A 15,848-nucleotide genomic window follows, 5' to 3' on the forward strand; every position below is an offset into this window, starting at 1 on the left:
TCTAATTAACAAATAAAAAAGATATTATAAGACATAAATTATATCTTATAATATCCCCATTATTTCACTAATGACTCTTCTATAACCAATACCATCTATAATACTCTTACCTTTATTACTAAAAAAACATCTCTTTTCATAATCTAAACTCAAAATATTCTTTTTAATATTATTAATATCGGAATTTATTATAATATTATTTTTAGATAAATATTTCCCTAGGTTTACTTGATTTTCTGCTAATACAAGTCCTATAATTGGCACTCCTAATTTTAACCCCTCGTAAATAGTGCTTCCGCATCCACATATAAGTATATCACTTTTTTTCATGACGTCACTTATTGATGGATTTTTATATAATATAACATTATCACTTTCATATTTTCTTAATGCTGCTTCATGTATAAAGGCTTGACCAATAATAATATGTATAGTAAATTCTTCATCTATTAACTGTTTTATTATTATTTCAGTTAAATTTCTATCATCACTTCCACCTAAAGTTATCATTATATTTTTCACATCACTATTTACTTCTATCGGTGTTTTCATCCTAAACTCTTCTCTAAGCAAAGTATAATCATTTCCAAGTAATAACTTAGTACTACTATTACATTTGTATTCTAACTCTTTAGCATAAGCATTTTGATTTAATACTATGTTTCCATAGTAAAAATCTAAAGTACAATTATCATCAAATATAATAACTTTATTATTTATTGCTAATTTGTTGTAATAATCACTACTTAGATTATATTTATCAACAATTATTATAGAATTTTCTATCTTTAATATTTCTTCTTCGTCTAAAATTAGTTTAACTTCAAAACCTCTATCTTTTATAAACTTTATTCCATTTATATAATTTTTATCATCTAAACACACATAAATTATCTTATATTTCTTTTTTAATTCATTTGCAAGGATTATCGTTCTCATTATGTGACCCATTCCTATTGATGATCCACCATCTGCTCTAATATAAATAACTTTTTTATTCATCATTTTTAATCACCTGAAGTTCTACATAAATTGTATATGATTAATTATTAATTATTTTATTTAAATCAATATAGTCAAATGAACAATTAAGAACAAAATCACTAAACTTACTTATATTTTTATTTCTTGCAATTTCTCTCCACCCGGTAAAAGAATGTACATTATTACTTTTGTACTCTATATCCGTTATTATCAACTTTTTCTGAAAATTACTAGTTAATATAGTTTCAATAATATCTTTATTACTAGTTGTACATTCTAATAATATATTATCTTTATTAATTTTTAATGCCCTTGAAATAAACTTTTCATATGCCTCATCACAAGTTTTATAATGAATAAATTGAAGTTTAATATCTTTAAGGGTTCCTACAGGATATCCTAACTTCTCATCAAATATAACTTCTAATGAATTAACATTATCCATATATTCATTAAAATTTGAAACTAGTTTCTTATAATCATTATCTTCAACTGATAACCAAATAAATGGTGAATTATATTGAATTCCTAATAATTTGTATAAATATGCCCCCCAACAATGATTAGATATAATTGTAATATCATTCCCTATAATATTACGGTTTTCTTTTATTTTTAATAAGTTTAATATATTATGATATCCAAAGTAATTTATAATCTTATTTTCATCAATATTTTTTTGTATTAATAATTTTCTTATTTCACTAGAATATTCACTACAACTAATTATATAATCATATTCTATATTCATTTCTAATATTTCATCTATATTTTTTACTATGTATCCATCAATCTGTTTACCACTTTTATATGAATCGACTAATGCTACTATATCTATAAGTGAACTATTAATTTCTTTAAATTTTTGATATGAACTCCCAACTCCATATAAAACAACTTTCAACATAAAAAATCACCATCACTTTTATCTGAAATACTCTTTATATCACTAATCATATTATCACTTTATCATACTATTTAATACTTTTGTAAATTTCGTTGCTCCATCTCCATTTAAATGAGATACATCTACAAAATCATCATCAGTAAATAATTCTGATCTAAAGTAATCAATATATTGAAAATCATATAACTTACCTATTTCATTTATAATACTAAAAAACTCATTTTCTATTCTTTCTGAAAAGTATTTTGTATAATATTTTGATACAGTAAATATCACAATAATTGGCTTTATATTCTCTTATACAGATTTAAATATTTATTATAACAACTATCTAATCTATATTTACCTTGAAACTCTTTATAACATTTTCGTGACATTAAAATATATTGCTCTGTATCTTTTATCTTTACAGCATCATTTATCTTTGAAGCCAAGCTATCTTTATCATTTAGATTAAAGATAAAACCATTTTTTTTATCCTCTATCATTTCTTTAAATACATCAATATCACTGACAATAACAGGCTTACCAGCTCTAAAACTTTCTAATACACTTAAAGGTAGTCCCTCGCTTAAAGAAGGTAATATAGTGTAGTCAAAATTATTAATATATAAATATCCTTTACTTACATATCCATAAAATTTTATCATATGAGAAATTTTATATTCTATTGCCTTTACCTTTAATTCCTCAATCGATTCACCTTCACCAATAAAGATAACTCTTACATTTGCATCCTTAATATTCTTTAATGCCTCTAAAATAGCAAGTTGATTTTTTCTTTTGCATATAGAGCCAATACATCCTATTATAGTATACCCTTCATTCTTTAATTCTCTTAATTGAAGTTCAATATTTTTATCAATATTATTAATATCTTCTATATCCCCTATACCATTATATATAACATCTATTTTACTTTTAATAACTCCTTTTGATATCAATAATTCTTTATCTGTATTAGAAACCGTTACTACTTTATCTACTAAATTTAGAATAGATACATCCATTTTTTCATGTTTATCATTTTTATTTGTACCCCATCCATGCATAGTTTGTATGATAGGTATTTTCTTATCTATATTACTCTTTGCAATCATTGCAATCATTGATGGCGTTGTAGCATGAGAATGTATTATATCAATATTTTTTTGTTTAAGGACATTATTTACTATTGTTGAAGCATCTATATTTAAATATATGTCTCTCTTAAAAGTCGAATCTACAAAATAAAAGTCTATTTTATTTTCTCTAAGATCATTTATATACTCTTTATAGTTTTCATAGCCAACTTCATTTTTACCGTTCATTATTACCGTAACATTATGACCATTTTCTTTTTGCTTAAATACTAAGTCTCGAATAACTCTACCAGCTCCACCTTGCATATAGGTGGTAATATGTAATATGTTCATGTTCTCCCTCGCTCTATATAATCTAAATTATTTCTAATATATTTGGTGTACATACAAAAAAATGCTTATATTCTTTAAAACCATATTCTTCAAGACACTTGGCAATATCAAAATAATTAGCATAACTAAATATTAGTATAAATATATTATTTATATCTTCTTTTAATAGTACCTCTGGTGATAACACAAGCTTACCCTCTATCTTTGTCTTTTGAATAGATTTATTTGAATCTACTAAATAATCAATATTGTTTTTTATATAATCTGTAGAATTTTTATAACAATCACCAGTTCCCCAACCAATAAGCTTTTTATCAATAATCCACTGATGATTCCACTTCTCTTGAAAATATTCACTACACTCCTCAATTGTTGCTCGTCTTATATCTCTTCTTAGAACATCGCTTATTTTACCTGATGTAGTAACCCCACCACTTCTATACTTTATTAGCTTTCTATCATAAAATCCAATATTACATCCTCTTTTTGTAAGACTTAAATATCGAGGATAATCTTCTAGATAACAATAACTCTCATCTAAGTATCCATATTTATCTATCAAATTTTTAGAAAAAGGTGTATTAGACCCAGAAATAAAAGATCCTTTACATAAACTTTCATATAAAACTCTTGCATCTTTTTTCTTTAATATTTCTACTTCATTATCTCTAGGTAATGTTTTAATATACTCATTTAAATCACTATTATAAACATCTTTATATCCTGTAAAGATTAATTCTCCAGTTTCTTCAAAATAATTCACAACATCTTTTATTACATTTTTATCATATAATACATCATCTATAGCTAAATAAAAAATATAATCTCCTTCGCTTAACCTAATAGCTTTATTGTAATTTTTTACTATGCCCAGATTATGTTCATTAATATTAATGGTGATTTTTTTTATATTCTTAGATATATTAGAATATATATAATTATAAATTTCATTTCTAGGAAAATCTAAACTCCCATCGTCACTTATTACAATTTCTATATCGCTATATGTTTGACATAATATAGAGTCTATACATTCTTTATAATATTTAAAATTATTATAAGTTAATACTATTATACTTATCCTCTTGTTCATAGCTACTCCCTACACAATTCTCTATCTTCTAACTTCTCTTCGCCAAGTAATTGTCTAATAATATTAATTAAGTTATTTGAAAATGTATCATATTTAAAATTTTTATCATATATTTCACGAGACTTTTTACCAATATACTCGATTTTATTTCTATTTTCTATGCAATAAATCATTTTCTTTGAAAGTTCTTTATAATCTTCTGATTGAAATGTAAATCCATCTTCACCATCTCTAATAAGAAAAGAAGTTCCTGTATTCTTAGAACATATACAAGGTTTAGAAAACATCATTCCTTCTGATAATACTACAGGCATAGGATCATCTCTTGAAGTACTTACAATAACATCAGAATCTAAATAGTATTTATACATCATATTATTAGGAACCTCATCAATAAATTCTAATTGATTTATTTCTGATGACATTTTTACCAATCCTTCATAATATTCCTTATCATTAATTTTTCCAATGATTCTAAATTTACATTGCTCTCTAAATTTTAATGGCATATTTAGTATTGCTTTAATAAAAATATCTTGTGCTTTTCTATTATCGATAGTACCAACTATAGAAAAGATAATTTTATCACTTAATCTATATTTCATCGTGCTATTATATAAATCTGGCATACCATATAGTAATATTTCTATATTAAAATTTGTGTAAACTTTTTCCCATATATTTTTAATATAATGACTAACACAATACATAACTATATTTCCAGTAATTCTTGAAACTGTGTCTTTTTTTGTCATATTATAAAAAGACTCTCCTTCATGTATCCACCACAAAATTGGTATAGATAATTGTTTTAAAAGTCCATGCACTAAATTACTTAAGTGCATGGTATTTACTATAATTAAATCAATATCATCTATTATCTCTTTAAACCTTCCATATTTAAGTGAATAACCACTTTCTAAAACTACATCTATTCCCATATTTAAAAATTCATCTAATAATGGTCCTGAAGATGGCGACATTACTATAGGTATATCACCATTTTCTTTTATTACTTGCACAGCATACTTAAGAGCTATTGGTGCACCAGTACAAGATAACTCGTGAGAAATTAACAATATTTTTCTTCCATTGTTTTTATTCCTAAACTTTATAGGATAATATTCTTTTGTTACCTTTATACACTCACTTTCATATACATCATAGACATATATATCGTCTATATTAACACCTAATTTTAATAGTTGATTTACCATTTCATACTTAAACATACTCATAATAATTATTTTGTTATATTTTATATTAACAACTTTTTCAGGTTTAAACACATTAACTCCCTCAAAAATTGCATTTTTACCTTTGTAGTTATTATCTAAAAATCCAATTATCTTGTATCCTAATGAAGCAATTTTTTCTTTATTGTCCTGGTAATATTTTCCTGTCCCAAATACTATCACTTTCTCCATATAAATTCTCCTTCAATTCATCAATGTCATCTATTGTATCTCTAATCTTCGTGTCCTCATCACTTAATGAATATAATTACCCTTCTTTTTAATTACATTTAAACTAATTTTGTCACCTTTCTATTCACTAATTAATTCTTCGATAGTCACAACCTTATTTTTTGTGTTATTAACTATAAAATTTTTTATTTCCTCTGTATTTGTTGGAATAGATAATAAAATGACACTATTATCATTTATTTTAACAATATTATTTTCTACCTTTATAAACTCATCTTGATATTTTTCATTTTTATCTACTATAAAATTAGGAACAAGTCCTTCATTTTTCAACAACTTATATACTAATTTACCACAAGTTCCAAATCCATAAATACCAAAACTATTGTTATTTTTATTTATATATTTTATTATCTTTGACTTATCTTTTTCCAATAGATCACCAATAATAAGATTTATTAAATCGTAGTTATTTACTTTTGCCTTTTGTGTATTAATTAACAAGCTTTTTCTAAATTCTTTTACTCTTAAAAAATCTTCATTATAAACTTTATTAGTGAATATATTTAGATTATCTATAATTTTCATATATTCATTTACAAAAAATTCATCTTCTTTAGTAGTTGCAGCAGTACTACAAGATTTATATCTATAAACTGACATATATCTATTTATTCCTTTTAACTTTCCATAGTATAAATTTAAAAAGAACAATTGAATATCTCCAACAACTTCTGATGCTTTTAGTACTTCCATACATTTTTCTAAATCTTTTATCAAAAAGTTCCTAAATACTAATGAACTTATATGTATAGAACAATTATGTCCTATTATCTCTTCTATTCCTTCTCCTATATTATTTATTGATTCGACATATTTAGGAGGATATACTCCAAAAAATTTTCCATTTGTACAATTATATATCTTAGTATTATGAAAACATCCATTATACTCTAAATTATCTTCTAAAAAATTCACTTGGATTTGTAATTTGTTTTCATCTGTCCAATAATCATCACCTTCTAACATTGCAATATACTTACCGGTACAATTTCTATATACATCAATAACATTATTAGTGACTCCAATATTCTTATCTCTTAATATAAGTTTTATTTTATCTGGATATTTTTCTTTATATAATTTAAGTATGTCTCTTGTTTTATCAGTAGAATAATCATCACCTATTACAATCTCATACTTAAAATTTACTTTTTGCATAAGAATAGATTCTAACGCTTGCTTTATATACTTTTCATGATTATATGTAATCATAAAAACACTTACTAGTATATCTTCCATTACCTACTCCTTATTAAATGTATTTCTTTAAATCACTTCCAATAATCCACGAATCCTTTTTTATAAATAAAATATTCTCTTTGTAATTCTTCATTTATCTTATATATACATTCTTCTATATTGATCTTCTCTTTCTTAAATAATATCCAGCATTTAGAGCTAGGACAATATATCGAAGATATATATCCCCATTGCCTCATTAGTATTTCCATACTCTTATTAGTATGAAAAGCACAATGTATTGGCAATAAATAAAACCACTTAGGATCTTTTGGTACATTTTCAGCAATAACTGTATGTAAAATTAAACATCCATCTTCCTCTACATAAGAATTTATTTCATCTAAAATATTTCTATTAGTTACATGTTCAAATACTGCACTTGAAATAACCGTTTCATATTTTCTATTTTCTATAATCTTGTTACTATTCATATATTTATCATAAGTTAAAATATCTATATTATAATATTTATTTAAAATATTTGATAACGTTCCAATACCAGCTCCCCAATCCAAAATTCCTTTTTCATCAATAATATTATTTCTAATTAATAAATTTATCATAGTAGCTTGTTCTAAATAAGGTGGCTGATTATTCTTTCTCCTTTTAAGCGTCGCACTTTCAATTTCCATATGTCCCTTAATATTTAAACACTCCCATTGCTTTTTATCCATTTCTGCATGAGTTTTTGAAAAAACAAATCCACATTTAGGACATATTAAATACTCAACATCATCTTTTAATACAGAATTATTATAAAATGCCTTGTTAAAATAAAATATTGCATCTGTATCACAAATAAAACACTTCATATACTACTCCATTTAAAAATATAATTACCAATTATATTTTCTTTCCTTTATTTTATTAAAATTGTTTATATCAAACTTATTCTCCGATGCTAATCTATTCTTTTCAATGATTCTCTTCTTTAACAAATCAACTAACAAATAGTAATTATCTCTAATATCATTTAATTGTATTTCATCAAAACAAACTTTAAAATGTCCATGTGCATCTTTAAATTCTTTTGCCTCTAATATATCCTTATCTTTAAATTCAAAGAAATTTAATAAATTATTATGATTAAATGGATCCATTTCATAAGCATACATTTCTAATCCATTTTTACTAACAATAAGAGTATACATGTTGTTAGTTATAGAATATGACTTAAGTAGATATCCTTTTTCTTCTGACTGATTAGCTAACAAATTATGCGAATAAGCATATCCATCACTATTAAAAATAGACTTACCACTATACTTAAAGTTATTATTTGCTTCAACACCTATTAAATCCAAAATAGTGTTTTTCATATCTATAGTAGAACATACTGTAGTTAAATTAATAGGTGGAATTTCCATTGAATATATAAATGCAGGAACATGTATCATATTACTATATGGCTCTATTCCATGAGCAAATCCACCATTAAAATTATGACTCCAATAATCATCTCCGTGATCACCGTAACAAATTATGATAGTATCTTTTAATATATCTTTTTCTTCTAATATCCTTAAAATATTTTCTAACGTATTATCTACATTTCTATATCCCCATTGCAACTTATTTATATGAGTAATTTCATCTGGCTTATTCCACTTTTGATATATTAAATGAGTTCTTGCATCTGTAACATACATAGCAAATGGATTTTCATCTTGATAAATAAAATCCCTTATACCATTTACAAAGTCTCTATACTTATTTTTAGATGTATACGTCTTGTTATGTGATATATTTATATCATTAATAGTATTCTTATCATCCCAATATATTGTTGATAAAGTTCTGTAGTTATTTTTTTCTAAAACAGAAAAAAGATTTTCTTCTATATTAGATACTGGTATATCATCATATAGTTCTTGCTTTTTATCTAGTTCAAAATCATTTCCATAAAAAAAGTAACTCATAGTCATATATGTTGAAGTTGCACTTGAAAAAAACTTTGTCAAATTTATTGATTTTTTTTGTAATTTCTTTATTGTTTTAAAAGACTCTAAATTATGATTTAATATTTCTTGTGATATACTCTCTAAATGATATATTATCACATTCTTTTTTCTTCTATTTTTTGCAATGTATTTTTTTAATTCATCAACCCTAAGACTATATAATCTCTCTTTAATATATTTAGCTGATTTCACATTATAAATCTTATCTTCCATTAACTCCAAATAACAAATCTTTTCCTTAATATCAACTATATCTTCTACAGAATTTTTTATATGATTATATAGAATTTCTTCTATACTATGTAAGTTATAACATATGATATTCTTACCATCTATTATAGAGTCTAGTTGACATCTAATTTCTTTATAGTACATGCTAGCTATAATAATTATACCTTCATAATTATTATCTATTAGTACATTTGGAGACTTAACTTCTCTATCTAAAAATTTTTGATTATATTTTTCTTTATTATTATCTAAGAAAAATTGTGGTTTCTTATCTAAAACTCTAACTACTTCTTTACTTCCTTCCCCTGTACCAAAAATAATATAATGATTTTCATCAATATATTTTCTAATTATATCTACCTCAAAATCATTAAATTCATTAATTAATTTTATCATTTGTTTAACATCCTTTATTACTTATTCTTATTTAATTAAACACTCTATAGAATCAATATCAAAAACAGGTATTCCTATATTATCTTTAACATCCTTTCTCTCTATATATGAATCATCAATAAAAATTGATTTTAAATTTTTAATATGCTTATGCTTTTTACTTCCATCATTTATTACTATAATTTCATCAAATATTTCATAAATTCTGTATTTTTTTAAATGATCTTCTAAATCACTTTTTAAATGTCTTGTTATCAAAGTTATTCTCTTTTTTTCATTAATACATTGAAATAAAAACTTTATCAAATTAGTATTTATAGTTTGTCTCATAATTATGGTATCATCTAAATCTACAAACAACTCATCATATTCCAAATCTATCTTATATTTATTTTCCAATGCTCTATCTAAACATATATTAAAATTATTCTTCATTATCTCAATGTCAATATTCTCAAAATCAAATAATGTTATAAGTGGTAAGTTAACTCCTATAGATCTATTTATCCCCATAGCACCAGCAATCCTAGGTTCAATTTCTAATAAAACTAATTTATTGTTCCTATCTCTCTTTACTTGAAAAAACCAAGCTCCTCTAATTTTTAAATTTTTATTTATTTTTTCAGCAATATTATTAAACTCTATGCTTTCTACAGGATATGTATTCACACTAATTCCATTTCTTACTCTTCTTCTCTCTCTAGGATATATATACTTTAGCTCACCATTTCTATCCGTAAAACAATCAACTGTATATTCCTTTCCTGGTAAATACTCAAGAATCATTAACTTACTATTTCTATTAACATAAAAATCCAACTCATCCTTATTATGAACTAAGTATGTATCTTGACTACCTTGTCCGATATTAGGTTTCAGAAACACAGGATAGATATCTATTTTGTCTCTTAAATTGTAAATCTTGGGAACTTCTATCTTATCTTTAAAAATTTTATATGTCTCCATTTTATCCCTACATATTTTACAAGTCATATATTCTGATGCTACAACGATACATTTTATTTCATCTCTTATTCTACTTAACTCTAAAAGAACTGTATCATGTGCTGGGTAAATATAATCTATCTTGTATTTAATAATTAACTCATTTAAACTCCCCATAAAATTATCATCTGTTACATATGGTAATTCTCCTATATAATCATCAAAAACATAGTTCCCATGATTTATCTTCTCACTAGATGCACCAAATACTTTGAAAAACTTAGAGTTCTTAAGTGCCTTATTAATTTCCAATCCTATTTCTGTTCCACATGGAAAAACTAATACATTCTTCATATCTTATACCTCTAATTTTTAATGTTTTTCTTTACTATATCAATTATTAACTCTTGCTCTTTAGTTGTTATACCTGGATATATCGGTAAACATAGTATTCTTTCACTTATTTTCTCTGATATAGGACACTGATCTTTTTTATTAAGATAACTCAATTTATTTAATGATGGATAGAAATACCTACGTGGATATATCTCATTTTTATTAAGTTCCTCCATAACCTTAAGTAGTATCTTTTCACTAATAAATACAATTGAAAAGTAACTATAATTATAATGAAGGCAATCATGAATTTTTTGTAATGCTACTCCTTCTACACATGATAATTTATTTACATAGTATTCATATATTTCTTTTCTTTCTTCTATTAATTCATTTATATTATCTAGTATAGATAATCCCATCACTGCTTGAAATTCATTCATTTTTGCATTTATCCCCAAACACTGAATATCTTCTGGCCCTTGTATACCAAAATTTATCATAAGCTTAGCTCTCTTATATAACTCATCATCATTAATTATTAATGCCCCACCTTCAATTGTATGAAAAATTTTTGTTGCATGAAAACTTAAAACAGAAATATCACCATACTCTAATAAACTCTTCCCCTTATAATTAACTCCAAATGCATGAGCAGCATCATAAATCACACTTAAATTATACTTTTTAGCAATATAATCAATTCTTTCTACATCGCAACAATTACCAAAAACATGAACTGGTACTATGGCTTTAGTGCTATTTGTAATTTTATCTTCTATCTTGGAGGGATCTATACAAAATGACTCTTCATCAATATCCGCAAAAATAGGATCGATTCCTTCCCATATAAGACTACTAGCAGTTGCAACAAAAGAAAAAGGTGTTGTTATAGCTTCCCCCTTTACTCCTAGTAACTTATAAGCTAGTTGTAATGCTAATGTTCCATTACTTACTAAAACTAAATTTTTTACTTCTAGATATTCTTCTAATCTTTTTTCCAGTTCACCCAAATACTTTCCATTATTAGTAATCCACCCTGATTCAAATATATCTTTAACATAATTATTATACTTTTTTATATCTGGTAAAAAGGTCTTTGTAACATTTATCATCTGTATTAACCTCACTTTTGATACTATAATTACTTAGTATCTTGGCACTGCATAGCATACAGTTTCCCATTCATTTTCATCATTATGATGTCTAATATATATTTTATAATTTAACTCTAATCTTCTAATATATAGTGGTATATTCCACAAATCATTAATTTTATGATATATACATATTGCAAGTTTAGGTCTATTTTTGTTAATAATTGATTTTGCACCTTTTAATGCTTCTAGTTCCGAACCCTCAATATCCATCTTTATAAAGGATACATTTTCATCTTCAACAAATTTATCTAAACTCACAACATCTATGTAACTATTTCCACAACTCGAAATTGTAGATCCAGCACCTAATGTATCATCAAACAATAATCTTTCGCTGTCACTATATAATCCTAACTTAAATATTTCAATTCTATCATCATTTAAATTATCTTTCGTATTCTGTAGTTCCTCAAATGTTCTTTCTCCTGGCTCAAAACTATATATCTTTTTAAAATTTCCATTAGTATGTTTTATAAATTCCTTTAAAGTATCTCCCGTGTAAGCCCCCCCATCAATCATAACTTCATTTTTACTTAATTTAATTATCTCATTAGGAAAGTAATGAACCTCTTCATATATTTCTTTAAGATATTCTTTATCTTTAGTTATTCTATATTTTATGATATTTTCAATACTTTTTATTGATTTCTCATCTTCTACCATATTTATTAATTCTTCTATTTTATCTACATTATTCCAATATTCTAGCATCTCGTAACGCATTATAAAATAATTACTAACACCTAAATTTAACAATTGTTTTTCTATCTCGTTATAATATTGAGATGCAATTATAATTTTTCTATCAATTTCGATTGCTAAATCATTAATATTTTTAATTTCTATTCCGCTTAAAAATTTTCCTTGCTTGTTTATATCATTATCAATAAATACAACATTATCTTTCGATATACCTATATTCTTAGTAAGAAAGTCTAGCACCTTTAAACCAAATGTACTTGCTCCAAAGATTCCGTATTTTCCCATTTGATTTATTTCCTTACTTTCTATCCACTCCATAATAAATTTTCTCATCACTAGTCTCCTTTTCTTTTGTTAATGCTCTAAGAGATTTTATCATTTTATCTACCCCATGATCTTCACTTGACTTAGTATTCATATGATCTCCTTCTTCTCTGATTATTCTTACTGTATTGTAATGAAGTTTTTTTGCCCCAATAAAATCTTTATTAGGATTATCTCCTACATATATAGCTTCTTCTCCATCAATTCCAAAATACTTAATCATCTCTTTGTAAGCTCTTGTATGTGGTTTCCAAAACTCTCTTCCAAAATCGTCTGTTACAATTATCTTATCTACTTTCTCTTCCAACTTAAGAGCCTTTATTTTACTCCATTGAACAGCACTCATTCCATCTGTTATAATTCCAGTTTTTATATTATTTTCTTTACACCAGTTAAGAACTTCTTCAGCATCGTCATATAGTTCTATTTTAGGCTTGTAAAATCTATATTTATCTATCAAATTATTTATATCTTCTTTCAAATTATATATATCTATAATTCTATTGAATATTTTACCTCTACCTTCTCTGTAAAATATATCTAAAATCTTTTTATATACATCATTCTCACTTAACTTATACTTTTCCGAAAGATACAACGATACGGCTTTAAAACCGCCAAATACAAAATCGTACTCCTTATATAAAGTATCATCCATATCAAAAATTATTGCTTTTATCATTTTATCACTGACCTATCATATCTAATTACTAACTTTTCATCAAAATTCCCTATTATTGGTTCCAACTTTTCTTTTTTTAAGATACTTTTTATCATAAAGCTATAATCAATTCCTGAATAAATGCTTGCTGTAACACCACCACCAAATCTTGGGTTTATTTCAATGAAGAATATATTTCCATCATCGTCTTTTATGCATTGTATAGTTATAGGTCCGAAAAATCTTATTTTCTTAGTTATAGCAATTACTTCTTTAATAATATCCATATCCTTTACTGTTGATGTTTTAGAAACTTCACCACTTCTTACCTCTATTCTTTTTCTTGGTATAACTGTAATTGCGTCTCCATCTATATCGCAAAATAAATCTACTGTATATTCCTCTCCGTTAATAAACTTTTGAGCTATAGGATTCTCAACATATTTATAGAAAAACTTACCTTCTTCCTTATTATTGGCTTTAAAAACACCCCTACTTCCCATACCATCCCTTGGCTTTATAATAATAGGATAAATAGATTCATCTTCTAAATCACCTTCTGTATACTTCTGAGGAGTCTTTATATTATTATCTAAAAAGAACTTGTCCGTATTTTCCTTATCATTAAATGTTCTTATCGTCTTCTCATTACTTAAAATGAGTTCCACATTATTCTCTCTTAGAATCTCTCTATTCTTATTCAAAATATCAAATTCTTTCTCAAATAAAGGTATTATTCCTTGCACCTTTTCTTTTTTGCAAATTTCCAACAAAGAACTTAAGTAATTATTACTGTCAAATTTGGGTACTATATAAAATTTATCTACAAATTCCTTCGCCGCTACATTATTATTTATATCAACGCCTATTACATATAAATATTTCTTTAAATGCTCTATAAGCTCTACTCTTCTTCCAATAGCAGTAAGTAAAATTTTCATATATATACCTCCTATTCTACCTTCTCACTATTACTTTTATTACAATAAATTTTTTATTAACTTTCTTACTTCTTCCTTCTTTATCGGTTCAATATCATTTGAAGAATAGCACCCTATACTACACTTTTCATATTCTTTATAAATCTCATTAAAATATTCCTTACCATAAGTTGTAGGAAATACTACATACATATCTCCTAAATCTCTTCCATAATGAGATTCTTCCTCTGTCATAAGCTCTTCATAAAGTCTTTCTCCTGGTTTTATTCCAATAATCTCTCTTGATATATCTTCTTCCTGTTTATTACTCTTTCTACAAGTTTCCTCTATTACTACATCAACTAAATCTCCTAAATTTATTACAGGCATCTTTAATACAAAAAGTTCACCACCTTTTCCTATTTCACAAGCATTCATCATAAGTTTTACTGCTTCTATCGATGTCATCATAAATCTACTCATATTAGGATCTGTTACCGTTACTCTATTTTCATTAATAATCTGTTTCTTAAATAAAGGAATTACTGAGCCACGAGATCCCATAACATTTCCAAATCTCACTGCTAAAAATTTAGTTTTTACATCTCCTTTAGAATAATTAGCTGATTGTACTAATTTTTCTGCTAGCATTTTTGTAGCTCCATATGTATTTGTGGGATTAATAGCTTTATCCGATGAAGTAAAAACAACAGCCTCAATATTATGTTTTATTGCTGCTTTTATAACATTATTCATACCATCTACATTTGTTTTAATTGCTTCTGTAGGATTATATTCACAAGAGCCTACATGTTTCATTGCAGCTAAATTAAATACTATATCTATTCCATTCATAGCTCTTTCTACTCTTTCATAATCCCTTACATCACCTATTAAGAATCTAAAGTTTCCATACACATTTACTATCTCAGAATGTTGCATCTTAAACTGTTTATATTCATCTCTACTAAATATTCTTATAACCTTCGGCTTGCATTTTATAAGTTCTTCAACAAGTTTTTTTCCTATAGTTCCTGTACCACCTATAATAAGAATTGCTTTATCCTTAAAGTAGTTCATT

Annotated in this window: 15 protein-coding genes; all 15 read right to left on the reverse strand. The window is 25.3% G+C overall.

The annotated features are described in order from the left end of the window. Positions 1 to 45 precede the first annotated feature (45 nt). The 15 genes from pseG to CM240_RS08245 all read right to left on the reverse strand — a co-directional run bounded on the left by pseG (position 46) and on the right by CM240_RS08245 (position 15,847). Complete coding sequence (gene pseG / locus CM240_RS08175; RefSeq protein WP_051483760.1) at positions 46 to 1,005, reverse strand: UDP-2,4-diacetamido-2,4,6-trideoxy-beta-L-altropyranose hydrolase; 960 nt, start codon at positions 1,003 to 1,005, stop codon at positions 46 to 48. Positions 1,006 to 1,042: 37 nt separating this feature from the next. Then, positions 1,043 to 1,891 carry a DUF1919 domain-containing protein gene (locus CM240_RS08180; protein WP_044038222.1) on the reverse strand — a complete coding sequence of 283 codons (849 nt, stop codon included), beginning with the start codon at positions 1,889 to 1,891 and terminating at the stop codon, positions 1,043 to 1,045. Positions 1,892 to 1,945: 54 nt separating this feature from the next. After that, positions 1,946 to 2,167, reverse strand: a complete 222-nt coding sequence (locus tag CM240_RS08185; protein WP_044038224.1) for a hypothetical protein — start codon at positions 2,165 to 2,167, stop codon at positions 1,946 to 1,948. 11 nt (positions 2,168 to 2,178) lie between these two features. After that, the gene (locus tag CM240_RS08190) at positions 2,179 to 3,306 is read right to left on the reverse strand and encodes a glycosyltransferase family 4 protein (protein ID WP_044038226.1); all 1,128 of its coding nucleotides are present in this window, start codon (positions 3,304 to 3,306) and stop codon (positions 2,179 to 2,181) included. Positions 3,307 to 3,328: 22 nt separating this feature from the next. Further along, positions 3,329 to 4,399: a glycosyltransferase gene (locus CM240_RS08195; protein ID WP_051483761.1), complete on the reverse strand. Its 1,071-nt coding sequence runs from the start codon at positions 4,397 to 4,399 to the stop codon at positions 3,329 to 3,331. Between the two features lie 2 nt (positions 4,400 to 4,401). Next, positions 4,402 to 5,826 (reverse strand): glycosyltransferase, encoded by a 1,425-nt coding sequence (locus tag CM240_RS08200; protein ID WP_044038233.1) that lies wholly within the window; start codon positions 5,824 to 5,826, stop codon positions 4,402 to 4,404. Positions 5,827 to 5,946: 120 nt separating this feature from the next. Next, the gene (locus tag CM240_RS16885; RefSeq protein WP_051483762.1) at positions 5,947 to 7,128 is read right to left on the reverse strand and encodes a glycosyltransferase family 2 protein; all 1,182 of its coding nucleotides are present in this window, start codon (positions 7,126 to 7,128) and stop codon (positions 5,947 to 5,949) included. Between the two features lie 32 nt (positions 7,129 to 7,160). Then, complete coding sequence (locus CM240_RS08210) at positions 7,161 to 7,943, reverse strand: class I SAM-dependent methyltransferase (protein ID WP_044038235.1); 783 nt, start codon at positions 7,941 to 7,943, stop codon at positions 7,161 to 7,163. A gap of 24 nt (positions 7,944 to 7,967) precedes the next feature. Continuing rightward, on the reverse strand, positions 7,968 to 9,719 hold the full coding sequence (locus CM240_RS08215; RefSeq protein ID WP_044038237.1) for a sulfatase-like hydrolase/transferase: 1,752 nt from the start codon (positions 9,717 to 9,719) through the stop codon (positions 7,968 to 7,970). A gap of 27 nt (positions 9,720 to 9,746) precedes the next feature. Beyond that, a complete protein-coding gene (locus CM240_RS08220; protein ID WP_044038239.1) occupies positions 9,747 to 11,018 on the reverse strand; it encodes an ATP-grasp domain-containing protein in 1,272 nt (423 codons plus the stop codon). An 11-nt stretch (positions 11,019 to 11,029) separates the two neighbouring features. Further along, positions 11,030 to 12,115, reverse strand: a complete 1,086-nt coding sequence (locus CM240_RS08225; protein ID WP_044038241.1) for a DegT/DnrJ/EryC1/StrS family aminotransferase — start codon at positions 12,113 to 12,115, stop codon at positions 11,030 to 11,032. Positions 12,116 to 12,148: 33 nt separating this feature from the next. After that, complete coding sequence (locus CM240_RS08230; protein WP_044038243.1) at positions 12,149 to 13,195, reverse strand: FkbM family methyltransferase; 1,047 nt, start codon at positions 13,193 to 13,195, stop codon at positions 12,149 to 12,151. Beyond that, positions 13,161 to 13,868 carry an HAD family hydrolase gene (locus tag CM240_RS08235; protein WP_044038245.1) on the reverse strand — a complete coding sequence of 236 codons (708 nt, stop codon included), beginning with the start codon at positions 13,866 to 13,868 and terminating at the stop codon, positions 13,161 to 13,163. The genes CM240_RS08230 and CM240_RS08235 overlap by 35 nt, the downstream gene beginning before the upstream one ends. After that, positions 13,865 to 14,788: an ATP-grasp domain-containing protein gene (locus tag CM240_RS08240; RefSeq protein ID WP_044038247.1), complete on the reverse strand. Its 924-nt coding sequence runs from the start codon at positions 14,786 to 14,788 to the stop codon at positions 13,865 to 13,867. Before CM240_RS08240 ends, CM240_RS08235 begins: the two co-directional genes overlap by 4 nt. Positions 14,789 to 14,827: 39 nt before the next feature. Beyond that, positions 14,828 to 15,847: an SDR family NAD(P)-dependent oxidoreductase gene (locus tag CM240_RS08245; protein WP_044038249.1), complete on the reverse strand. Its 1,020-nt coding sequence runs from the start codon at positions 15,845 to 15,847 to the stop codon at positions 14,828 to 14,830. Position 15,848: the final 1 nt, after the last annotated feature.

The sequence above is a fragment of the Clostridium bornimense genome, assembly GCF_000577895.1.
Taxonomy (GTDB): domain Bacteria; phylum Bacillota; class Clostridia; order Clostridiales; family Clostridiaceae; genus Clostridium_AN; species Clostridium_AN bornimense.